Source organism: Fictibacillus sp. WQ 8-8, from assembly GCF_024494405.1.
In the GTDB taxonomy this organism is placed as follows: Bacteria; Bacillota; Bacilli; order Bacillales; family Fictibacillaceae; genus Fictibacillus_C; species Fictibacillus_C marinisediminis.
This window is the reverse complement of sequence record NZ_JAMXKG010000001.1, coordinates 716,673-740,538: the sequence shown is the minus strand read 5'-3', so window position 1 is coordinate 740,538 and position 23,866 is coordinate 716,673. Positions and strand designations below refer to the sequence as shown.

General features: G+C 37.6%; 24 protein-coding genes. 20 read left to right on the top strand and 4 right to left on the bottom strand.

Annotation, left to right across the window (positions count from 1 at the left end):
- Positions 1–2 precede the first annotated feature (2 nt).
- Both M1K46_RS03610 and M1K46_RS03605 read left to right on the top strand, forming a co-directional pair.
- Positions 3–944: an MTP-1 family protein gene (locus M1K46_RS03610; protein WP_256224937.1), complete on the top strand. Its 942-nt coding sequence runs from the start codon at positions 3–5 to the stop codon at positions 942–944.
- A 12-nt stretch (positions 945–956) separates the two neighbouring features.
- Complete coding sequence (locus M1K46_RS03605) at positions 957–2,015, top strand: BtaManbiosPhlase (RefSeq protein WP_256224935.1); 1,059 nt, start codon at positions 957–959, stop codon at positions 2,013–2,015.
- A gap of 37 nt (positions 2,016–2,052) precedes the next feature.
- On the opposite strand, the gene M1K46_RS03600 is transcribed toward M1K46_RS03605, so the two are convergent.
- Entirely contained in the window at positions 2,053–2,586 is a 534-nt protein-coding gene (locus M1K46_RS03600; protein ID WP_256224934.1) for a GNAT family N-acetyltransferase, read from the bottom strand.
- A gap of 293 nt (positions 2,587–2,879) precedes the next feature.
- On the opposite strand from M1K46_RS03600, the gene M1K46_RS03595 reads away from it, so the two are divergent.
- Both M1K46_RS03595 and M1K46_RS03590 read left to right on the top strand, forming a co-directional pair.
- Positions 2,880–3,185, top strand: a complete 306-nt coding sequence (locus tag M1K46_RS03595; RefSeq protein WP_256224933.1) for a hypothetical protein — start codon at positions 2,880–2,882, stop codon at positions 3,183–3,185.
- On the top strand, positions 3,182–3,883 hold the full coding sequence (locus M1K46_RS03590) for a Slp family lipoprotein (RefSeq protein ID WP_256224932.1): 702 nt from the start codon (positions 3,182–3,184) through the stop codon (positions 3,881–3,883). The genes M1K46_RS03595 and M1K46_RS03590 overlap by 4 nt, the downstream gene beginning before the upstream one ends.
- 99 nt (positions 3,884–3,982) lie before the next feature.
- On the opposite strand, the gene M1K46_RS03585 is transcribed toward M1K46_RS03590, so the two are convergent.
- Both M1K46_RS03585 and M1K46_RS03580 read right to left on the bottom strand, forming a co-directional pair.
- Complete coding sequence (locus M1K46_RS03585) at positions 3,983–5,446, bottom strand: protein adenylyltransferase SelO (RefSeq protein ID WP_256224931.1); 1,464 nt, start codon at positions 5,444–5,446, stop codon at positions 3,983–3,985.
- 50 nt (positions 5,447–5,496) lie between these two features.
- Positions 5,497–5,964 (bottom strand): DinB family protein, encoded by a 468-nt coding sequence (locus tag M1K46_RS03580; protein WP_256224929.1) that lies wholly within the window; start codon positions 5,962–5,964, stop codon positions 5,497–5,499.
- A 152-nt stretch (positions 5,965–6,116) separates the two neighbouring features.
- Between M1K46_RS03580 and M1K46_RS03575 the strand changes: the two genes are divergently transcribed.
- Together M1K46_RS03575 and M1K46_RS03570 are read left to right on the top strand one after the other, a co-directional pair.
- Positions 6,117–6,458, top strand: coding sequence for a general stress protein (locus M1K46_RS03575; protein ID WP_256224928.1), 342 nt, complete (start codon positions 6,117–6,119; stop codon positions 6,456–6,458).
- Positions 6,459–6,987: 529 nt separating this feature from the next.
- A complete protein-coding gene (locus M1K46_RS03570) occupies positions 6,988–7,209 on the top strand; it encodes a hypothetical protein (protein ID WP_256224927.1) in 222 nt (73 codons plus the stop codon).
- A gap of 103 nt (positions 7,210–7,312) precedes the next feature.
- On the opposite strand, the gene M1K46_RS03565 is transcribed toward M1K46_RS03570, so the two are convergent.
- Positions 7,313–7,615, bottom strand: a complete 303-nt coding sequence (locus M1K46_RS03565; protein ID WP_256224926.1) for a DUF3846 domain-containing protein — start codon at positions 7,613–7,615, stop codon at positions 7,313–7,315.
- A gap of 390 nt (positions 7,616–8,005) precedes the next feature.
- Between M1K46_RS03565 and M1K46_RS03560 the strand changes: the two genes are divergently transcribed.
- From M1K46_RS03560 to M1K46_RS03495, 14 genes are all read left to right on the top strand, one after another.
- Positions 8,006–8,722, top strand: coding sequence for a YveK family protein (locus M1K46_RS03560; protein ID WP_256224924.1), 717 nt, complete (start codon positions 8,006–8,008; stop codon positions 8,720–8,722).
- Between the two features lie 21 nt (positions 8,723–8,743).
- Positions 8,744–9,445 (top strand): CpsD/CapB family tyrosine-protein kinase, encoded by a 702-nt coding sequence (locus tag M1K46_RS03555; RefSeq protein ID WP_305583998.1) that lies wholly within the window; start codon positions 8,744–8,746, stop codon positions 9,443–9,445.
- Positions 9,446–9,596: 151 nt separating this feature from the next.
- On the top strand, positions 9,597–10,364 hold the full coding sequence (locus tag M1K46_RS03550) for a tyrosine-protein phosphatase (RefSeq protein WP_256224923.1): 768 nt from the start codon (positions 9,597–9,599) through the stop codon (positions 10,362–10,364).
- Positions 10,365–10,394: 30 nt separating this feature from the next.
- Positions 10,395–11,279, top strand: coding sequence for a UTP--glucose-1-phosphate uridylyltransferase GalU (gene galU, locus M1K46_RS03545; RefSeq protein WP_256224922.1), 885 nt, complete (start codon positions 10,395–10,397; stop codon positions 11,277–11,279).
- Positions 11,280–11,328: 49 nt separating this feature from the next.
- A complete protein-coding gene (locus M1K46_RS03540) occupies positions 11,329–13,149 on the top strand; it encodes a polysaccharide biosynthesis protein (protein ID WP_256224921.1) in 1,821 nt (606 codons plus the stop codon).
- A 164-nt stretch (positions 13,150–13,313) separates the two neighbouring features.
- Complete coding sequence (locus M1K46_RS03535; RefSeq protein ID WP_256224920.1) at positions 13,314–14,444, top strand: DegT/DnrJ/EryC1/StrS family aminotransferase; 1,131 nt, start codon at positions 13,314–13,316, stop codon at positions 14,442–14,444.
- The gene (locus M1K46_RS03530; RefSeq protein ID WP_305583994.1) at positions 14,444–15,088 is read left to right on the top strand and encodes a sugar transferase; all 645 of its coding nucleotides are present in this window, start codon (positions 14,444–14,446) and stop codon (positions 15,086–15,088) included. The genes M1K46_RS03535 and M1K46_RS03530 overlap by 1 nt, the downstream gene beginning before the upstream one ends.
- On the top strand, positions 15,085–15,708 hold the full coding sequence (locus tag M1K46_RS03525; protein ID WP_256224919.1) for an acetyltransferase: 624 nt from the start codon (positions 15,085–15,087) through the stop codon (positions 15,706–15,708). The genes M1K46_RS03530 and M1K46_RS03525 overlap by 4 nt, the downstream gene beginning before the upstream one ends.
- 23 nt (positions 15,709–15,731) lie before the next feature.
- The gene (locus tag M1K46_RS03520) at positions 15,732–16,859 is read left to right on the top strand and encodes a glycosyltransferase family 4 protein (RefSeq protein ID WP_256224918.1); all 1,128 of its coding nucleotides are present in this window, start codon (positions 15,732–15,734) and stop codon (positions 16,857–16,859) included.
- 56 nt (positions 16,860–16,915) lie between these two features.
- Positions 16,916–17,710 (top strand): glycosyltransferase family 2 protein, encoded by a 795-nt coding sequence (locus M1K46_RS03515; RefSeq protein ID WP_256224917.1) that lies wholly within the window; start codon positions 16,916–16,918, stop codon positions 17,708–17,710.
- Between the two features lie 86 nt (positions 17,711–17,796).
- Positions 17,797–19,215: a hypothetical protein gene (locus M1K46_RS03510; RefSeq protein WP_256224916.1), complete on the top strand. Its 1,419-nt coding sequence runs from the start codon at positions 17,797–17,799 to the stop codon at positions 19,213–19,215.
- A gap of 55 nt (positions 19,216–19,270) precedes the next feature.
- Entirely contained in the window at positions 19,271–20,602 is a 1,332-nt protein-coding gene (locus M1K46_RS03505) for a hypothetical protein (protein ID WP_256224914.1), read from the top strand.
- A gap of 67 nt (positions 20,603–20,669) precedes the next feature.
- Entirely contained in the window at positions 20,670–22,304 is a 1,635-nt protein-coding gene (locus M1K46_RS03500; RefSeq protein ID WP_256224913.1) for an asparagine synthase family protein, read from the top strand.
- A 69-nt stretch (positions 22,305–22,373) separates the two neighbouring features.
- Positions 22,374–23,834 carry an oligosaccharide flippase family protein gene (locus tag M1K46_RS03495; RefSeq protein ID WP_256224911.1) on the top strand — a complete coding sequence of 487 codons (1,461 nt, stop codon included), beginning with the start codon at positions 22,374–22,376 and terminating at the stop codon, positions 23,832–23,834.
- Positions 23,835–23,866 lie beyond the last annotated feature (32 nt).

The following is a 23,866-nucleotide window of genomic DNA, read 5'->3' as shown; positions in this document are numbered from 1 at the left end:
CTTTGAAACTAGTTAAATCCAACGTAAAAACATGCAGCGAACTGCTTTCCGACTACGAGAAAAAAGATAAGCCCGGAGATCCCGAAAAACTGCTAATTGAGGGCGTCGGTGCAAAAGATGTCTACAACATTACCGCACCGTTTGAAGACGATGGCGAGCTGGTCATCGCCGGCAGAGTGGAGGCACGTGACAGTGAGAAATCGGAAGTTCATTTTTTCATAAAAGCAGGGGAGACATGGGTTCCGAGAGAGGGAGCACCGATCTATCAGCTTCAGGATCCATTCATCACACGCATCGCTGGCGATCTCGTCCTAGGCGGCGTGCAGACCTTTCCACATCCAAGTATCGAAAACGCCCTCGGCTGGCGGACTGTTTTTTATAAAGGAAGCAGCATCAATACTCTTCAAGAGTTCTTCAAAGGGCCGGATGGCATGAAGGACTTGCGGATCGCCGAGCTGTTGAACGGCTCCATCGCTGTTTTCACAAGGCCACAAGGCGAAAAAGGCGGAAGAGGGAAGATCGGCTTCACGGTTGTTCCCGCGCTTAGCGACTTAACACTAGAGTCCATCGAAAACGCACCGCTCTTGGAAAATCAGTTTACAGACGAGGAGTGGGGAGGGGCGAACGAGCTGCATGTCCTCTCCAGCGGATTGATTGGCGTGCTTGGCCACATCGCGAGCTTTGATTCGGAAGGCAACCGCCATTATTACCCGATGCGATTTGTCGTGAATCCGAAAACAGGAGCTTATTCCGATATCGAACTGATCGCCGTAAGAGATGACTTTTTGGAAGGAGCGTCAAAGCGCCCTGACCTGGTGGATGTGGTGTTCAGCGGCGGTTTGGTGCGGAAGGAAGACGGCACCGCTGACTTGTACGCCGGCATCAGTGACGCAGAGGCTCATAAGCTAACGATTCAAGACCCGTTCCTACCCTATGAGAGATAAGGAGACTGCAACATGAATGTATATCGATATGAACAGAACCCCTTAGTAACACCTAGTGATGTTAAACCTCACCGTCCGGACTTTGAAGTGATCGGTGCCTTTAACGCCGGCATCGCCCAGCACAAGGATGAAGTCATCATGCTGCTGCGTGTAGCCGAACGCCCGGTGAGCGAGGACCCTGAGATCGTGAAAGCTCCCGTTTTTAATTTGGAAAAAAATGAACTCGAGATCCTTGAGCTTCAGCTGTCTGATGAAAGGTATGATTTCGAAGATCCGCGTGTGATTCGGAAAGCCGGCTCGGAGCAATTTGTCTACTTAACTTCTTTATCCTATTTAAGGATTGCAAGGAGTAAGGACGGGCGGGAGTTCACCATCGATCCCGAGCCGTTCATCTATCCATCCAACGACCTCGAAACGTTCGGCATTGAAGACCCGAGGATCACAAAGATCGAGGACACGTACTACATCTATTACAGTGCGGTTTCACCTGTCGGAGTAGGAGAATCGCTCGTCTCTACGAAAGATTTTAAAAACGTGGAGCACCATGGCATGATCTTTGCGCCGGAAAATAAGGATGTCCTCATTTTCCCGGAAAAAGTGAACGGAAAATACTACGCCCTTCACCGCCCGGTACCTAAAAGCACAGGAGCGCCGGAGATTTGGATCGCTGAGTCGCCAGATCTCCTCCACTGGGGCAACCATAAATACTTGCTCGGATTGCGTGATGGCATGTGGGATGATGGACGAATCGGCGGAGGCGCCGTTCCGATCAAGACGGAAAAAGGCTGGCTCGAACTGTACCATGGCGCAACAACAGACAACCGCTACTGCATGGGTGCCGTTCTGCTCGACCTCAACGACCCGTCCAAAGTCATCGCCCGTTCAGAAACCCCTATCCTTGAGCCAGAAGCAGATTACGAAGTGAACGGCTTCTTCGGCAATGTCGTATTCTCGTGCGGGGCATTAGTGGAAGGCGACACCATGAAAATGTATTATGGCGTCTCCGATACCTCGATGGCGTGTGCGGAGCTCAGTTTGAGTGAGATTTTGGCATCACTAACTGAAGTGTAAAGTAAAAACGGCCCTGAAGATGTTCAGGGCCGTTCTTTCATTTAACGAATTTATACATAAGAATATCATCAACATAGTCGTTTTCATTCATCTTAAACTCTTTAATTTTACGGCCTTCTTCAAGGAACCCCATCTTTTTGTACAGTGAGATGGCCCTATGATTGGTTGAGAAAACCCCTAAACTTACCTTCTCGATCAAAGGATTTTTCTCCGCCCAGTCTAATAAAGCTTTCAGCAGCATACTTCCAATTCCCATTTCTCTGTAACCTTTACTGATCATCATCCCTAAAGCACCTGTATGAGACAATCGCTTTCGATTTGGGGCAGCTTGAAATACGATCCAGCCAACAACTTCACCATCTCTTTCAGCGACAATTAAGATTTCATTTACATTCTCCAATAGGCTCTGTACCCATTCTCTTTGTTGAGACAACGTTTTATTAAACTCTTCGGATAACGAAATTAGAAACTCGCCTTCGGATACGACGGATCTCTGTATGGTTAAAACGGCCTCGGTATCCTCAATTTTTCCAGTACGAACAACGTAACTAATATCTTTGGAAATGGACAACGATATCTCCCCCAAATAGAATATTTAGTTACTATTCCATCTCTCTTTATAAAATCCTTCCTGCCGAATTAAAATGCAAAAGCAGTAATTCTCGAACCTGAAGCAGAAGTGAACGGCTCCTTCGGCAACGCCGTATTACTATACTTTCGTGGGCTTCAGGAAATAAACAAAAGTAAATAAAAAGAAAATTTTCTTAATATAAGGTAATTCTTCAAAAATATGATTCACAAATGATAGTTTAGGTGTAAAATTATTCAGATACAATTTAATAGTCATCAGGGGGAATACAGACGATGTTTACTTTTTTTACAACCATTAGTGTTATGGTTGGAATATTATTTTTATTTTTAGCTATTAAAGCTTATATGGGTGACAATGGGTTTATGAAATGGGTAGGTTATATGATTCTATCCTTTGTTATTGCCTTCATTTTTTCATGTATGAGCATCAGTACAGTGCCGGTAAGTGGAACAGATCATAAACAGGCTTCCAAGAAAGAGGTGAAGCCTGTGAAAAAGAAAACTTTATATATAAAGCAAGAGCAGGTGACCTATGATAAAGTAAAGATACCGTTGTGTTTTCTGGAAAAACGAATTTGAATGACGGTACAGAGGTCGGTGTAGGTATTGAAGACAAAAATACGGATGAAAGTTATGGAGGAGGGGGGAAAGTTAAAGACGGGAAACTTGTTGTAAATATGGGAGAAGAATATTATCTGATTGAAAATGGAAACTATGAAGTATCGGCTACTGTTTATGTTGATACAGCAAACAACCTGAAGTTTCCGGAAAAATACGGTCATTACGATACATTCCATCAAAATTATCAAGTATCAAAGGGCGAAATTGTCCCTGATGGCAAGCACTATGATATCGAGTTTTATCATTTGGGTAAAATAAAAGTTACAAATGCCCATAAGAAAGAAGAAGTAGAAAAGTATGATGAAAACCTTAAAAAGCAGGAAGAGCAAGAAAGAAAGCAAAGTGCCAAAACGATACGGTACGGCGAACTGGAGAAGAATCCTGATGCCTTTAAAGGGGATTTTGTTAAATTCCAAGGTCAAATTGTTCAAATAATGGAGAAAGATGGCTCCACTGAGATCCGTTTAGCCGTTACGAAAGCTTCTTATGGATATGATATTAATGATATAGTCTATGTAACCTACTCGGGCACAACACCTTTTATAGAAGATGATACAGTTACAGTGTATGGGACGATTGAAGGTTCATTAACCTATAAATCCCAGGCTGGCTTTGAAATTACCGTCCCTCATTTAGAAGCTGAAACGGTTGAGTAAATTACTTAAAAAATGAAGGAGGCTGATCCTAATGCTCACATAAAATGAGTCTCGGGTGTCAGCCTCCTTTTAAGGATGTCTATTTAGCTTTAAACTAAATCAAGTCCCGCAATACGTCTTATAGCACTGCCCATCATCCGGCGGCAGGGTCGCGTACTCCGCCTGTTCAGCCGTGTGAGCATAAGGATCGGAAAGAACGTCAAGAAGCTTCTCCATCACGCTGTAATCCCTATGATTCACGGCAGCCTCCAGCGCTTCCTCCACTCGGTGGTTCCGAGGAATAACGGCAGGATTGCTGTCCTTCATCAACTGAAGGGAATCAGCCATTGATTCAGACTGCCTTTCCCGCCTCGCCTGCCATTTTTCCCGCCACTTAGTAAAGTCCAGGTGATTGAAAAGAGCATGATCTTCCTTCCGATCGAAGGTTAAAGCGAGGAACGTATTGGTGTAGTCCGCACGGTGCTTTTCCATTAGATGAAGCAATTCACCAATCAAAGCTTCATCCTGCTTCTCTTCACCGAACAATCCGAGCTTGGCCCTCATCCCGTACTGCCAGTGGTTATGAAACCAATCTTTAAATGTCGAAAGGGCATTCTCTGCCAGCTCGATCGCTTTCTCTTGCTCTTCATGCAGAAGGGGAAGCAGAGTTTCCGCAAAACGTGCAAGGTTCCATACGCCAATGCTCGGCTGATTGCCATAAGCATAGCGGCCTTGAATGTCAATCGAGCTGAAGACCGTATCCGAAGCAAAATCATCCATAAAGGCGCAAGGGCCATAATCGATCGTTTCTCCGCAGATGGACATGTTGTCGGTGTTCATCACGCCATGGATGAAGCCGGCCAGCTGCCATTGGGCGATCAGCTTGGCCTGGCGCTTGATCACTTCTTCAAGCAGGGTAAGATAAGTGTTTTCCTTTTTCTCGACCTCTGAAAAATGACGCTCCAGGGCATAGTCCGCCAATGCTTTAATGTCCGCAGGCATACCCCAGTGATACGCATATTCAAAAGTGCCCACGCGCAGATGGCTCGAAGCCACACGGGTCATGATCGCACCGGGCAGTTCGGTCTCGCGATAGATCGTCTCACCGGTCGTTACGACAGCCAGACTTCGGGTCGTCGGGATGCCTAGTCCGTGCATGGCTTCACTGATGATGTATTCCCGCAGCATCGGTCCAAGTGCCGCTCGGCCATCGCCCCCGCGGGAGTACGGTGTTCTGCCGGATCCTTTAAGCTGGATATCAAACCGCTCACCATTCGGAGTCAATTGCTCACCGATGAGCAAAGCCCGGCCATCCCCAAGACGAGTAAAGTTGCCGAACTGATGACCTGCATAAGCCTGGGCGAGCGGCAAAGAGCCTTCCGGTACCCGATTGCCGGCAAGTATATCAACTCCATCTTCAGCTCTTAGTGCATCAGCATTCAAGCCTAGCGATTCTGCCAGAGGTTGATTCAAAATGACAAGGTTCGGCGAGCGGACGGGATTCGGCTCGATCAAGGAAAAGAACAGCTCTGGCAGACGGGCATAACTGTTCTCCAAGTTCCATCCTGCTTTTTGATTCATCATAAAAAAACTCCTTTTTAGAAAGTGGCCATGGACTGTTCATGGCCATTATTTTAGGTTAGTTTCTTGATCACATTAATCCTCTCCAAATGCATGCCCTCATGATACAGGCAGCAGCTTAAAAACTCTTCAACAGTGGAGAGGTGCAGCCCCATGGATGTAGTATAGGGTTCTGTCTTTTCTTTTAACCGGTCCTTGAATGTGGATTCAATCCGGTCGATCTGATTTTCCATTAAATGCACGATCTCTGAAAGGTCTACCGGCATCCTTTGGCCGTTTTCCGGCTTTGTCCCAGGGCTGAACAACGACGGAAAGGACTCAGGCATGATCCAATCTTCCTTTTCCTTTACGAATTGAAAAGCATTCCTCTCGTGGATGAAATAAATATGTCCAAGATTCCATTTGATATGGTTGTTCAAGGGAGCTGGAATGATTTCGGAACGTTCATCCTCCAGACCTTCAACCAATTTCAGCGTGTTTGACCTGACAAAACGCAATTGATCAAAAAGATAAGAACTCATACAAACGCCTCCTCATGGAACGAGTTTTTCTTTTAGTCTAACACCAAAAGCCCGGGGACCATAACGTTAGTACTTAAATAATCGTTGTTTCGATCCAATGGTTTAGGTTTTTTCAAAAGGGGGTACTTTTTGTCCTAGGGAGGCTGATTTAATTGAATCCTAAATTTAAAATATTCCACAATGATGAACATTTGAGTGAATCGATTGACAAGCTTAGAAACAATGGAATTCGAGATGATGATATTTACATTCTTGCTCATGACAATGATCATGTCAGACGCGACAGGAAGGAAACAGATGCCAATAAGATTGGGGTTAACGTCACTGGGTTAGGCACTGCGACGAAAAATGTGTTCAAAAGCAAAGGTGATAAATTAAGGTCCAAAATGACGGAAATTGGATTTGACCAATCAAAGGCTGAACAACTAGAAGAAGAATTAGACAAGGGAAAAGCGTTATTAGTTGTAACCAATCAAGATGAAGTTCATTTTTAATGCATGAAATCTACCTCTGTTAGCAAGCAAAAAAGCAGAACTCCAATAGGAATTCTGCTTTTTTGTACCGAGTTCCAGTTGTTCTTTACGGGAACCTGGCACCATTACATTAGCACTAACAAAACCAAAATCCCTTATCGGCATGTAACGACAAATCTTTGGCTGTTTTTCTTGGGAAAATCGGATAAGCTAACCTCCATCATTCGACACTGAGATCTATCTATTTTCCCAATACATCTTTCCTAAATTATTAGCAAAAACGTCCGATATATAGATTATCAACCTTGATATAAGTTGATCTAAACGAGGTTACATATATTGAATTAAGGAATGGAGAAATGAGAGATGATAGAAGAAATCGGTTTTATTAAAGGTTGTATGTGGGGGCTGGGATTATCACTCCCGATATGGGCCTTAGTAATCATTGTTGCGATATACATCAATCGTGCAGCGGTATAAATTTTTGGTGAATAATTTACAGTAACGTCCGATAAATAGATTATCAAGGGAGTTTAAGGTGATGATCTAAATGAAGACATGCAAGATAAAAGAGTGTAAAAAAAAAGTTGCAGCCAGGGACCTCTGTCACATGCATTATAAAAGGTGGGCAAGACATGGAAATCCGGAGATAACAAAAGTTATTAATGTTTGCCAAATGATAGGCTGTGAAAAACCGCACTTTTGTAAAGGATACTGTGAGAACCACTACCGCCAGATGCGCAGGCAGGTCATAAAGCAGGCTGCTCCATAAAAGAACATAATAAAAGAAGGTGCGGCCAGGCACCTCCTAAACGTTTTATGTCAACTTCGTTTCATTCAGCGGTTAAATGGTAGTATTGGATTTAAAGATTCTTTTACTTCCACTTCTTCATTTTAGCTTTTAAGACATCTTTAATTTCTTCCGTTTCTGCATCACTCAAGCTTTCAAACTGACCCTGATATTTGGCAATAAAAAAGGTGCTGGCAGGCGCCTTTTTATTGTATGTAAGGTCGTAACCTTCATCAATGTTGCAAACAATTTTGTAATGTTGCCGATGAAAACTTAAGATATCGACTGGACCGCCTACGATTTCCTCAAACTGTTTCGTTGAATTGGGGATTGCAGTAATGTGCGGTCTTTTTTTGGGCATGATCATAACTACTTGTATATCCGGCATTATATGTCCTCCCATCGACCTAAAATTTGGAAAATAATTGTTTTGTCCATTAAACCATAGTCCCTATAAAAAGGGAATATATTCCCTAAAATAAGACAAAAAGTTACACAGACCGAACGATTTAACTACCTATCCTTTAGTAGTATAAAGCTTTTGCTAAATAATGAAAAGAGGAATACTAGTTTACTAGGGTTATCACCCATCACAAGGGATGAAATTATTTTCTATAGAGTATTTATATGTAACTGGTAACAGCAGTCTATAGACCCATAGTTATCTCAAAATAACATTAACTTATAAATTTTTACAAAAAATCTTAATTCATGTCTTTATCTGCCAAATTACTATGCTATAATACATCGTATGTAAATTTTTACTTTGGAGGGTGCCATGGAAGAAACGATTAGTTTAAAAGATATATATCAAACGATTAGAAAACGGCTGCTGATCATTGTATTCATTACAATCGTGGCTGTAGCCATAAGCGGAGTGGTTTCCTATTTTGTATTAACCCCTGTCTACCAATCTTCCACACAGATTCTTGTCAACCAAGAAAAATCAAATAAAAACGGTCCAGATTACAATCAGGTTCAAACGAATGTACAGATGGTCAATACCTATAGTGTGATTATTAAAAGTCCCGCCATTCTTTCTAAAGTGATCAATAACCTTAATCTAAATACAACGGTTGAAGGTCTCACCAATAAACTTACCATTAACAGTGAACAGGAATCACAGGTATTTAACGTAACAGTTCAAGACCCCGATCCGGCCATGGCGGTCAAAATTGCCAACAACATTGCTGATACCTTCAAGGATGAAATACCTTCCATCATGAATATAAATAACGTAAGTGTCTTGTCCAAAGCGGAACTGAAAGAGAATCCATCTCCAGTCAAACCAAATCCAATGCTGAACATGGCAATTGCACTGGTTGTCGGATTGATGACAGGTGTAGGACTTGCCTTCTTACTAGAATACCTCGATAACACGCTGAAAACAGAACAGGATATCGAAAATTTCCTCGAACTGCCGGTGCTAGGAACGATACCGAAAATGACCGTAAACGAAGAGAAAGATCCATCATATCGAAGAAAAGCAGTATAAATACTGTAGGAGGAACGACCATTGAGCCGTAAATTGCGTAAAACCATCAGTAATCTCACACAGAGAAGTTTAATCACTCACAATAATCCAATGTCGCCGATTTCTGAGCAATACCGCACAATCCGTACCAATATTCAGTTTTCATCCATTGACAAACAGTATAAAACGTTACTCGTAACATCTGCTGGACAGGGAGAAGGAAAGTCAACGACAGTAGCCAATCTTGCTGTTGTGCTCGCCCAGCAAGGAAAAAGGGTTCTCCTAGTCGATGGAGATTTACGAAAGCCGACCGTTCATTATACGTTCAGGGTGAGTAACATTCAGGGAATGACCAGTGTCCTGACGAAGCAACTCACTTTTGGGGATGCGGTTCAAAAGACAAATGTAGAGCATCTGTATGTATTGCCAAGCGGACCGATCCCGCCAAACCCTTCTGAACTGTTAAATTCCAAAGCGATGGAAGCTCTTGTAGAAGACGCGAACAGTAAGTATGATTATGTACTGTTTGATTCGCCGCCAGTACTAGCTGTAACCGACGCTCAAATCTTATCGAATCGCTGTGACGGAGTAGTACTTGTAGCAAGCAGTGGAAGAACGGAGAAAGAAGAAGCGTTAAAAGCGAAGGAACTGCTCGAAAATGCAAATGCAAAGATTTTAGGTGTCGTATTGAACGGAAAAGAAACGAACGATAGCAGCTATTACTACTATTACGGCAGTAAATAACAAAAAAAATTAATACATTTCGACAAAATAAGCCCCTTGATGGATTGTACAGTTATGCTACCATAGGAAACGTATTAGTTTTATGGTAAAAAGAACCAGAAGTGTGTACGTTGGTTCTTTCACCTTTTTTTATGAAGGGAGTGTAGGTATTTTGATTGATGTCCATAGTCACGTCTTACCAGGTATTGATGACGGAGCACCAGATCTGACTGCGAGTTTCGACATGGCCAAACGAGCAGTCGAAGATGGCATTACAACATTATTTGCAACACCTCATCACCGCAACGGTAAATATGAAAATAGCAAACAGGACATTCTGCTCCAAACGGAACGCCTGAACGAAGCGCTATTACACAATCAAATTCCTCTAACCATACTTCCAGGACAGGAAATACGCATCTATGCAGAATTTCTAGCTGATTTGGCAAACGATCAATTGCTGACGTTAAATAACCTGGGTAAGTACATACTGATCGAACTTCCATCCAACGCTGTACCCAACTACACCCGTCAAATAATTTATGAGTGCAAGCTTCAGGAGATCACGCCCATCATCGTTCATCCGGAACGCAATAGTGAATTAATCGAAAATCCACACCTTTTATACAACCTCGTCAAAGAGGGGGCTTTAACCCAAGTAACAGCCAATAGTATTATCGGCGGGTTTGGGAAGAATATTAAGTCTTTTTCACTAAAATTAGTAGAAAATCATTTAACACACTTTATAGCTTCTGATGCTCATAATATTTCGTCCCGTGGCTTTAATTTAAGGGAGGCGTTTGACGAAATAAGCAAAAAGTACGGTAATCATATGATCTATTACCTGCAAGAAAATACGCAGCTAATAGTTAACAATCAGAGCATTTATATAGAAGAACCAAAACCAATAAGGAAGAAGAAGCTTCTAGGTATTTTTTAATGAAAAATACTAGAAAAGGGGATGATAGGGATGAAAAAAGTACGAAAAGCAATTATACCAGCTGCGGGATTAGGGACCCGCTTCCTTCCAGCAACAAAAGCAATGCCAAAAGAAATGCTGCCAATCGTGGACAAACCAACCATTCAATACATAGTTGAAGAGGCAATCGAATCTGGTATTGAAGACATCATTATTGTAACCGGTAAAGGAAAACGTGCCATTGAAGATCATTTTGACCATGCATTTGAACTGGAACAAAATCTTTTTGAAAAAGGGAAAATCGATTTACTAAATAAGGTTCAGCAATCCTCCAAGATGGCAGATATTCATTACATTCGCCAAAAGGAACCAAAGGGATTGGGACATGCCGTATGGTGTGCACGCAAGTTTATTGGTGACGAACCATTCGCGGTATTACTTGGTGATGACATTGTTCAGGCAGACAAGCCTTGCTTAAAGCAGCTGATTGAGCAATATGAAGAGATTGGATCATCAGTAATTGGAGTACAGACCGTTCCCGAAAATGAAACACACCGTTATGGAATAGTAGATTCATCGTTTCAAGTAGGCAGGTTATATGGCGTAGAAAATTTTGTTGAAAAGCCTGCATTAGGAACAGCGCCATCAAACTTAGCGATCATGGGCCGTTACATTTTATCACCTGAGATCTTTAATTACTTGGATAAACAGGAACAAGGAGCTGGCGGTGAAATTCAACTGACAGATGCCATCCAAAAACTCAATCAGTACCAGCGAGTTTTTGCCTATGATTTCGAAGGTACCCGTTATGACGTTGGTGAGAAGCTCGGATTTATCATGACAACCATTGAATTTGCATTAAAAGACAAAGAAATTAGCCAACAATTACTACCTGAGCTAGAACGACTTTTAAAAGGAATAGAAATAAACCACTAGGCCGATAAAGTTTACTTTGTCAAAACTCAATGAAAAGAAGGGATAAATTTTGAGCTATCAAAAGCGAGTATCGATGTTGATTGTACTTGATTCACTTATTGTTTTAACAGCCATTTATATCGGTTATTTCACTCTTCATCCATACTTCAACATCTATACCTTAAAAACCATTGTTATCAGTTCTGTAGCCTTACTTGTTAGTCATCATGTCTTTGCCTTTAAATTCCGTTTATATCAAAAAGCATGGGAGTACGCAAGCGTAGGAGAAATCATCGGAATTTTGCGGGCGGTTACTCTATCCATTATAACGACAGGGATTATACAGCTTCTAGTCAACGGGAATGTCTACGTAAGAGTATTAGGGATTACTTGGATGCTTCATGTCCTATTGATTGGAGGTTCGCGTTTTTCTTGGAGAATGCTTAGAGATTATTATATACAGCCCCAACAGGAAAAGAAACGCACGTTAATCATTGGAGCTGGCTCAGCAGGTTCCATGCTTGTCCGTCAGTTAATCAAGAGCCGTGATACTGATCTAATTCCTGTGGGCTTTGTAGATGACGATCCTAGGAAATCGAAATTGCAAATTTACGGGGTTACTGTTTATGGGAAAACAGAAGATATTCCAAAAATTGCAACAAATCTGAACGTGGAAAACATTATTATTGCTATTCCTTCTCTTAGTAAGAAAGATGTTCAAAAGATCTACCAGGAATGCAGCAAGACGAACGCTAAAACACAAATTATGCCGATGATTGAAGATATTGTATCCGGAAAGGTATCAGTAAATCAGTTCCGGGATGTTCGAGTGGAAGACTTGCTTGGCCGTGAACCGGTTGAATTGGATATGGAAAGCATTTCTAAAAATCTAACGGATAAAACGATACTGGTTACCGGAGCGGGCGGTTCAATTGGCTCGGAAATCTGCCGCCAAGTAAGTAAATTCAAACCAAAAAAATTGCTCTTGCTGGGTCATGGAGAAAACTCCATTTACCTTATCGATATGGAACTAAAAAACAAGTATGGTTCTCAATTTGAAATTATTCCGATTATCGCCGATGTACAAGACCGAGATCGTATTTTTGAAGTGATGAGCCTCCATGCACCAGATGTTGTTTATCATGCAGCTGCCCATAAACATGTTCCGTTAATGGAATATAACCCAAAGGAAGCTGTAAAAAACAATGTAATTGGTACTAAATATGTGGCTGAAGCAGCAAATGTCTTTGGAGTCAAAACGTTTGTTTTAATTTCTTCAGACAAGGCTGTTAACCCTACGAACGTAATGGGATCAACCAAGCGGATAGCTGAAATGGTTATTCAACAACTAGATAAAACGAGCCTTACTAATTATGTAGCGGTTCGATTTGGAAATGTATTAGGCAGCCGTGGATCTGTTATTCCACTCTTTAAAAAGCAAATTCAAAACGGTGGACCTGTTACGGTAACCCATCCGGATATGACTCGTTATTTCATGACCATTCCAGAAGCTTCACGATTAGTCATGCAAGCGGGTGCGTTAGCTCGTGGTGGAGAAATCTTCGTATTGGATATGGGGGAACCGGTTAAGATTGTAGACTTAGCGAAGAACCTCATTCACCTTTCAGGTTATACGACTGATGAAATTGGAATTAAGTTTGCAGGGATTCGTCCTGGTGAGAAAATGTATGAAGAGCTGCTTGGAGAGAATGAAGTTCATAAGAAAGAGGTTTTTCCTAAGATTTTTATTGGGAAAACGGTGGCATTTGATTATGAAAGAGTAGCTAATCTTATTGCGAATCATCAGTCGTTTGATGGTGGTTATTTGTCGGATTATGTTTTGGGGTTAGCTAATAAAAAAGAACAGTTGTTAGTAAAAAGTGTAAATTAAATAGATAAGTGGGTCTCTTTTTTAAGGGACCCGCTTGTATGTTTAATGGTTAAAAGATATATATAACTCGCTTTTCTTAGTGGTTTATTAGTTGGTTAGAGAGATTTCTAATTAAGTCCTAAGCTACTAAAGTATTAACCTAACAGAGGAAGGAAGACTTGAAGATGGCAACAACAAAAGTAAACGAAAGAATTTTTCTTTCATCACCACACATGAGTGATGAAGGTTTTGAAATGGAATATGTTAAGGAAGCTTTTGATACAAACTGGATTGCCCCCCTTGGTGAAAACGTAAATGGATTTGAAAAAGAGCTTGCTGAGAAGGTTGGTTCTAAAGCTGCTGCAGCACTGTCTTCAGGAACAGCTGCCATTCATCTAGCTCTTAAAGCAGCAGGAGTCGGAGAAGGGGATATTGTATTCTGTCCAACACTTACTTTCTCTGCTACTGCAAATCCAATCATCTATCAAAATGCTATTCCTGTATTTATCGATAGTGATTATGAAACTTGGAATATGAGCCCAAAAGCATTAGAAGAAGCTTTTCAAAAGTATCCAGAAGTAAAGGCGGTACTGGTCGTTCATCTATATGGTTTGTCAGCAGATATGGACAAAATTATGGTGATTTGTAAGAGTCATAACGTAGCGGTTATTGAAGATGCGGCTGAGTCACTGGGTACTTACTATAAAGGTAAGCATACTGGAACTTTTGGTGATTATGGCATCTTCTCATTTAATGGAAATAAGATTATCACTACATCTGGTGGGGGGATGCTTGTTTCTAATAATGAAGAACGAATCGCTAAGGCTAGATTCTGGGCGACTCAATCGAGAGATCAGGCAAGACATTATCAACACAGCGAATTAGGGTTTAATTACCGGATGAGCAATGTGGTTGCTGGGATTGGTAGAGGGCAGCTTAAGGTATTAGATCAGAGAGTTGCGAAGAAGAATTATATCTTAGAGTTTTATAAGAGAGAGCTTGGTGGGCTAGAAGGTGTTGAATTCATGCCTAATAATGAATGGGATGAACCAAATTATTGGTTAAGCTCGATAACATTGTCTGGTAAAGTGAGACCAATCGATATATTTGATGCACTGGAAGCTGAGAATATCGAATCAAGACCGGTTTGGAAACCGATGCATATGCAGCCGTTCTTTGAGAAATTTGATTTTGTTGGAACGGATGTATCAGAGAAGTTGTTTGAGAATGGTGTGTGTTTGCCGTCTGATACGAAGATGACGGATGGGGACTTAAAAAGAGTTGTGAAGACTATTAAGGGGTTGTGGTTGAAGTAATGGGAAATTCTAAAGGTGGAATTTATAAAAGGTTTATAAAAAGACCAATGGATTTTTTACTTTCTTTGATTGCTATTTTAGTGCTTAGCCCAGTCTTATTGTTAGTAGCTATCCTTGTGAGAACTAAGTTAGGTAGTCCGGTACTGTTTAAACAAAAACGGCCGGGACTTAATGGGAAGATTTTTATGATGTATAAGTTTAGAACAATGACTGATGAAAGAGATGAGAATGGAGAATTGCTTCCAGACAGTGTTAGGTTAACTAAATTTGGAAGGCTACTTCGATCCACATCACTTGATGAACTACCAGAACTTCTTAATATTCTTAAGGGAGATATGTCAATTATAGGTCCAAGGCCATTATTGGTTCAGTATCTTTCTCTTTATAATGACCATCAAAAACGTCGCCATGAGGTTAGACCAGGTTTATCTGGCTTAGCTCAGATAAGTGGTAGAAATGCTATTAGCTGGGAAGATAAATTTAATCTAGATGTGAAATATGTAGACAATGTGAGTTTTATTAATGATTGGAAGATTATTTTTTCTACAAATAAGAAGGTTTTTGTTAGGGAAGGAATTAATTCAGATTCTGCGGCAACAATGGAGCCCTTTAAAGGAAATAAAAAGGAAAGATTAGAGCTATGAAATACAAACTTCTAATAATAGGTGCTAGTGGCCATGGTAAGGTCGTGGCTGATATAGCATTAAACATGAACAAATGGGAAAATATAGCTTTTTTGGATGATAATGAAACAATTCAGTCTTCTATGGGGATAGATATAATAGGAAAGTTAGAGGATGCATATGCTCTTAAGAATGATTACGATATTTTCGTTGCTATAGGGGATAACCTTATTAGAGCAAATGTTCAAGCTAAACTTGAAGCAGAAGGTGCAACAATTCCTACATTGATACATCCTACTGCTGCTATTGGACGTCAAGTAGAGCTTTCTCCTGGAACAGTCGTTATGGCTGGAGCTATCATAAATTGCTGCACAAATGTTTCCAAGGGTTGCATTATTAACACTGGCGCTACAGTAGACCATGATTCTTTTATTGAAGAATATGTCCATGTATCTCCTGGGTCTCATATTGCAGGTACGGTAAGGGTAGGACGAGGTACATGGTTAGGGGCTGGTAGTGTAGTGAGTAATAATATATATATCAAACAGTGGTGTATTATTGGTGCGGGTACCGTCGTTGTTAAGGATATAAATGAAACAGGAACTTATGTTGGTGTTCCTGCGAGAAAAATAGAAAAGTAAGTATAAGACTGGAGAGTTTAAAATTGAAGATATTATATGTATCAACCATTTCCAATACGGTGAATGCATTTTTAATCCCACATATAAAATATTTATTAAAAGAAGGTCATCAAGTCGATATCGCCTCGAACGTCATTCAGGAAGTAAGTTCAGAGTTAAGTAGACTTGGCTGTAATATCCACAATATTGAATTTCAAAGGTCTCCCCTAAAAAAAGAAAACTTTTCCGCATACAAAAAATTAAAGGATTTAGTTTTGTTTGGAAAGTATGACATAATTCATACACATACACCTATTGCGTCCTTCATAGCAAGAATTGCTTGTAGAAACATATCTAATATAAAAATACTATATACAGCTCACGGCTTTCACTTTTTCAAAGGTGCTCCTTTAAAAAACTGGTTAATATACTACCCAATGGAAAAGTTTGCTGCAAACTATACTGATGCAATAATAACAATCAATAGCGAAGATTATAATTCTGCTAATAAATTGAAAAACACAAGACTAAAATCAGTCTTTAAGGTGCATGGTGTCGGGATTGACTTTAAAAAATTCACATACAATAATTCTCAACAGAAAAATATCCTTCGTTCAAAATATGGTTATAATAGTGAAGATTTTATATTATTTTATGCTGCCGAATTAAATTACAATAAACATCAAGACCTGCTTATAGAAGTGATTAATAAACTAAAGACAAAAATACCTAACATAAAGTTATTACTTGCTGGGGAAGGCTCACTCAAAGAGAAATATGAAGAACAAGTAAATAAGTATGATCTAGGGACTAATATCGAATTTTTAGGTTTTAGAAATGATATACCAAACTTATTAAAATTATCAGATGTTGCTGTTTCAGCATCAAGAAGGGAAGGTCTCCCGGTAAATGTGATGGAAGCTATGGCAACGGGTTTGCCGCTTATTGTGACAAATTGTAGAGGAAATCGCGATTTAGTTACAAATGGTAAAAACGGGTACGTAACAGGGGTTAATAATATCGACGAGTTTACTAGAGTAGTAGAAGAACTTTACAATTCACATGAATTGAGAATTAAATTGAGTGAAAATAGTATTGAGTTAATCAAAGATTATTCAACAGAAAATGTAATAAAGGAACTGGAACAAATTTATTTGAATTATTTTAAATAACACTTTGGAAGAATAAGTGATTTTATGTCAAGGAGATAAGTGAGGACGGTTTTATAATGCCACGAGTATCAGTAATAATGGGTATATATAATACTAATAATGAAACATTAGTAAAGCCAGCAATTGACTCAATCCTAAATCAGACCTACACTGATTTCGAATTCATCATATGTGATGATGGATCAAATGATGGTACGTTAGAGTTAGTAAGAAAAATTACAAATCATGATAGTAGGGTGAAAATAATTGAAAATATCACTAATAAGGGGTTAGCATCAACTCTCAATAATTGTTTAGAAATTTCTAAGGGAGATTATATAGCAAGAATGGATGCTGATGATATTTCTTTGCCCCACAGGCTAGAAAAGCAAGTTGAGTTTTTAGATAATAACCTTGAATATGATTTAGTAGGTTGTAATGCAGTTTTATTTGATGAAAATGGTGATTGGGGTTATAGAAGAACAGAGGAATACCCTAAAAGAAATCACTTTTTGTTTGGTACACCATTTATTCACCCATCAATACTTATTAGAAGTGCCACAATAAAGGAGATGAATGGTTACAAAGTAGCAAAAGAAACTCTTCGCTGTGAGGATTATGAATTATTTATGAGACTATATTCAAAGGAAAAGAAGGGTTATAACCTTCAAGAACATCTTTTTAAATTCCGGGAAAACCAAGAAGCATATAACCGACGAAAATTAAAATTTCGTTTAGATGAAGCTAAGGTGAGATACAGAGGGTTTAAAATGCTAGATTTAATGCCAATTGGTTTAATATATACAATTAAACCTTTAATAGTGGGCCTTGTACCACAAAAAGTTTTAGCCTTTTTAAGGCAAGAAAGATAAAATATGAAGGCTAATAAAGCTTGTATATATTTGACTTAAGATAAATATTAAAATGATGAAGAATTAAAGGGGTGATTTTATTTAATATGAAGAAACCTTCTATTTTAATAATATCGTATTATTTTGCTCCCAAAAATGAAGTTGCTGCAATAAGATTGACTAAACTTGCAAAATTTTTAGTAAGAAACGGTTGGAAAGTAAGTGTCTTAACATTCGAAGGAAATCCCTTCAATTCATATGAAAATAAAAAGGATGAAACTTTATTATCTCCTGAGTTAGAGGAAATTGAAATTGAGTATGTAAATTTGCCCAAGCTGTGGTTAAAAGTTATTAGTATGAAAACTATGCTTAAAGCGAGGAAAATAAATAGGAATAGTAGTGAAGAAACTTTAGAATCACCTAAGGGCACTAAGTCGGGAGGCTCGATTAAAAAGAAAAGTGCAATTAAGAAACAGCTTTTTTACATGGCTTATTATGCTTATGATGTATTTTTTAACTATTTGCTCACTCAGGGAGCACGAAAACATATAGACAAGTTAATATATAATAACAATCCCGATGTTATCTTTTCTTCTTTTGGACCTATTTCTTCTGTTAACATCGGTAAATATGCAAAAAAACAATCAAAAAGCAGTCATTGGTTGTTGGACTTACGTGATTCTATTATAAGGTTATCAGATTATGAAGTGCCTCCTATCTACGGAATAAAAAAGAGGTTTGAAAGAAAAAATCTTATTAAAGCAGACTCTGTATCTGTAGTATCAAAAGGAATGAAGGAAGGCATACTTGATAGGCATAAGGATCTAAAGAATGAAATGATTGGCAAAGTCCAAATTTTTACAAATGGTTATGATTTAGAAGATCTAAATTTGGTGAATGACCGTGAAAAAATTATTGAAAAGGATAATAATTTGCATATATGTTACGTTGGGCGCCTTTATCCAGATAGGTCGAGGGTTCAGATGCTAGCAGAAGCAATTCAAGAATTAACACAAGAAAGGTCAATAGATTTAGACAGAATAAAAATACATTATGCGGGCTCAAGTTTTAGTATTTTCAAATCACAATTGGTTGAATACGGGATTAGTGATATCTTAATAAATCATGGGGTGATTTCTAGAAGCCAATCATTACAATTACAAAAAGAATGTCATCTTCTTTTGATGCTTACTTGGAATGATAAACATGATAAAGGCATAATAACCGGTAAACTTCTTGAATATATGATGACGAAACGCCCAATTTTAGCATTAGTTTCTGGAGATGTGAAAAATAGTGAAGCTAAAAGTATAATTGAGTCTTGTCGAATTGGAATGGCATTTGAGGAAGCAACTTATCATGATGATATTAAATCATTAAAAAAATTTATAGTTGATTCTTTTAATCAAGTAAGTACCAAAGGGGATATTTTATATAATCCAAATGAAGAAGAACTGGAAGCTTTTAACTATGAAAAAATAACTGACCGTCTCACTGAACATCTAATAAATAAGAAACTAATGTAATTCCTTATAGTAAAAACAAACATCATTGCGAACTTTGCGAATATATGTTTAGGAGGTGGAAAAACTGCTAGAGTTTGATCCAATCTATTTATTTATTATAGTAATGGGTACTTTCTTTATTTGGATTTTCACTAATATATTATTACGAGATTTATATAGTAAGCTTACAATACATGTTTTTACAATTGGATTTTTATTTTATTCGGGTATTGGACTTTCTTTAATATATGCTAATAAACAATATATAATATCGTATTTTACTTACTACTTGGCATTTTGTATAGTCATCCTCTCTATTTCACGAATTAGATTTAAAGATAATGTAAATGAATATGGGATTTTTGATGAAATAATTATAAAAAATTGGTCTATATTTAGAGTTTTGGGATTTGTATATCCATTTTCATTATTTCTATTGTTATTCTTTCCTAATATTCATTTAATAGATCTTTTTAAGCCCTGGATACTATTTTCGGACGCAAATTCTTTAGATGTATTTAACAAGCGTCTTTCTTTAAGTAATAATTATTTCTATATTATCATTGGATGGATAACAGTTCTTACAAGACCTTTTTACTTTATCTCTCTTTTTAAATATAAGAAAAAACCTTTTGTTTTTATATTGTGGGTTCTTGTACCATTCTACATTGATATTATAGCGAAAGGTAGTCTAGGTAGAGACGATTTTATTTTTCCGATAGTTTTAATTATTTTCTATTTATATACTGAGAAATATATAACTAAAACAAAGCTAATTGGATTAATAGGAATTTTTTGCATCATAGGTGTACCCCTTATGAACAAGTTATACTTTTTACGAAAGGGCGAAAGTTATGCTACAGCAACCTTTGGTGGGATGTTTAGTGAATTTCTAAATCAGGAAGCAACTTTTCCTCTTTACTATGATTTAACTGTAAATATTTCAAATTTTTTAAACCCAAGTGATTTTCTATTATGGTTATTTACACTACCAATACCTAATTTTTTACTACCAAATTATAACCCACCATTAGTAAATGAAATATACACATATGCTCGTCTTGGAATGGAAATGGGAGATCCCGGATATTATATAGTTGTACCTAGTTGGCTAGGTGAAGCTTTTATGTTCTATGGTGGTAATTTAAGTTGGTTACACGGTATTTTAATAGCTATTATCATAGGGATCTTTATTAAGTTCTTTAAAAGTAATTTAGTTCTTAAGTTTTGGTTTATTTATTTTCTGATTGATATGTTAAGGTATCTAAGAAGTGTTAGCCAAGAGTTTCTAGCACAGTCTATTAACAGTTCGATTTTGTTTTTTGCTGTTGTTTTTGCACTGGTAATAATAAGAAAACAAAAAATATTTGGTAGGGATAAGATAAACGTTAATGATGTTGAATTCTAATTTTTTAAAAAATTTGGTTTTGAGCATAAACTACCTAATGACTTCACCCCTTAAGGAGGTTGTATAATTGCTGAAAGTAAATCTGAACTCTTTTGATGATCTTGAATGCAGTGGCAAAAAAGATAGTCTAAGTTTCAAGGGGCATGTTTTTAAGGAATCAGGTAATGTTATGGCTAAGCATGAACTTAAAGAAGCTCTTAATAATTTAAAGTATGAAAATGATATAATTAGCTTTTTAAAAAGCTTAAATGGCTTCTTTTCAATAATAGTAGAAAATGAAAGATATGTCCTAGCATCAGTTGATAGGGTTCGTAGTACTCCTTTATTTTACTTTATTAATAATGAAAATATATATATTAGTGATAAAGCTCATTGGATAAGTTCACAAATAAGTTTTAGGGATAGAGATGAAAACGGCGGAATAGAATTTCTATTAACTGGTTATACAACAGAAAATAGAACGCTTTTTAAAAATATTAAACAACTTCAGCCAGGTGAATTTCTTCTAATTGATAAAGAAACTAACCTTGTTAAAGTATCCAATTATTTTACTTTTGAACATATTTCTCTCGAAAATAAGTCTATCGATGAACTTGTTCAAGAACTTGACGAAATAACACTGGCAGCTTTTAAACGATTAATAGGAATGCTAAATGGCAGGACTGCTATAATACCTCTGAGTGGAGGACAGGATTCTAGACTAATTGCTACAATGTTTAAACGCCTTAAATACCAAGATGTTATCTGTTTTACATACGGAAGTGAATCTGATGAAGAAGCAAAGATTTCGAAAGAAATCGCCCGTGAATTTGGCTACCCATGGTATTTCGTAGAGTACAATCCCACAAAGTGGAGGGAAATACGTAAAGATGGTTTGTTTGATGAATATATTAGGAACTCTGGAAACTATAGTTCACTTCCTCATATTCAAGATTTTTTAGCAGTAGCAGAATTGAAAAATAAAGAGATCATCCCTGATGATGCTGTGTTTATCCCGGGGCATGCAGGTGACTTTACAGCAGGAAGTCATATACCAGATTTTTTAGATAAAAGTAGAGAACCCACTTTAACTGAACTTTCAAATTATATTTTTAAGGTTCACTATACTCTATGGCCAACAAGTAAGAATAATTCTAGAAAGATGAAGGAATCTATATTAGAAAGTTTAAAAGTTAATAATCAATTACATCAAAGCAATATTTTAACTAGAGAAGAGTGGGCAAACCATTTAGAAAAATGGGTGTGGAGAGAAAGGCAGTCAAAATTTATTTGTAATTCAGTAAGAGTTTATGACTTTTTTGGTTATACATGGTCTTTACCTTTATGGGATAAGGATCTAATAGAGTTTTGGCTCAATATACCATTTGAGCTACGCTTGAAAAGAAGATTATATTTTGAGTACACAAAAATTCATGTGTACCCATATTTGGACGTTTTGGGTGACAATTTATTAGAAAAAGAGAAAGATAACTTTAGAATTAAAGATTATGCAGGCATTAACAATGTTAAAAAAAGCCCATTATTAATTCCGGTGAAATATCTTTACCATTTGTTTGCTTCTTTCCAGCATGTTTCCAAGAATAGGTTCAGTTTCTACTCATTATATAGTAGAAAGGATAAAGGGAAATATATAGTAAGCGGTGGAGGGAATATAAACTCCCTAATCGCTAAGGAATACCTTAAAGTATATAAGGAGTTATAGATTAACAGATTAACAAAGTAATTGTAGATAAGTTAAAGAAAGGAAATTATATATGGAGTTAACTATTTCGTGAATAAATTAAGGATATGGCTAGATAGAAAAATCCCTTCTGGGGGGTTTCTGAGAAGTGTTGTCACCTTAATGACTGGAACAACTTTTGCACAATTGTTGCTAGTAATTATTGCACCAATTCTAACAAGACTATATGAACCTGAGTATTTTGGAACATTTACAATGTTCTCTTCAATTTTAGCAATAATGGCGATAATTTCTTGCTTGAGGTATGAATTAGCTATCGTTCTTCCAAAAAGTGAAGAGGATGCTGCTAACTTATTGGCATTATCTTTTCTGATATGTAGTGTTGTAAGTATATTTTCATTCGTCCTAATAGTATTCTTTCGAGGACCAATTTCTGTCTTGCTTGGTGCACCAGAACTTAAATACTTACTATGGTTTATTCCTATAAGTATTTTAACATTAGGTTTTTTCCAAGCACTTAATTATTGGAACATAAGAGGAAAAAGATTTAATCGTTTGGCTATACGACAGATTACACAAAGTGGTGTTACGGCTTCAACACAGGTTTCTTATGGGACAATCATAAATGCTCAAGCTGGAGGGTTAATTGGAGGTCAATTTGCTGGCCAAATAGCAGCAACTGGTTGGCTTTTATGGCAGACTTGGAAAGAAAACGGGAAACAAATACTATCCTACCTAAGTACTCGGAATATTAGGAAAAATATAGTTGAATATAGAAACTTCCCTATATATTCTTTATGGTCGGGCTTACTTAATACAGCCTCGGTAATGATACCGCCGTTAGTCCTAGGGTATTTTTTTACACCTGCAGTTGTTGGATTTTATGCTCTTGGACAGAGGACAATTAATCTTCCAATGAGTATTGTAGGTGATGCGGTAGCTCAAGTGTTCTTCCCTTATGCAACTGAAGCGAATAGGAATGGTAATTTAGATAGTGTAACACTTGATGTATTTAAGAATCTATTATCTATTGCTTTGGTACCTATATCACTGATATCTTTAGTTGCTCCTGAGCTATTTTCATTTGTTTTCGGAGAAAATTGGTATGAAGCTGGACAATATGTAAGATGGATGAGTATTTGGCTTATTTTTGTATTTATTTCATCTCCACTTTCAAATTTATATTTAGTTATGGAAAGACAGCGGTTAGGATTATTCATTGATATCCTTTTATTTAGCAGTAGGTTAGCGGTTCTAATTATTGGTGGAATATTCGGGGATCCATTATTCACCATAGCGTTATTTGCAGTAGTAAGTGCTGTCTTATGGATGACAAACTGTACACTTATTCTCTTTCTTGCAGGTTTGTCCCTTTATAAAGTATTAAGAGAATTAGTTTTAGAAATTCTTAAAGCACTACCTTATACTGGGTTAACATTTTTCATATTATTTTCATATGACAATTCCTTTATATTAATCATGTCTGCTATATTATCAGGGATTATCTTTATATTACTTCAATATAAAAAAATTAAAAAAATATTTGCATGATATAATAAAATATTTAACAATAACTATTTTTA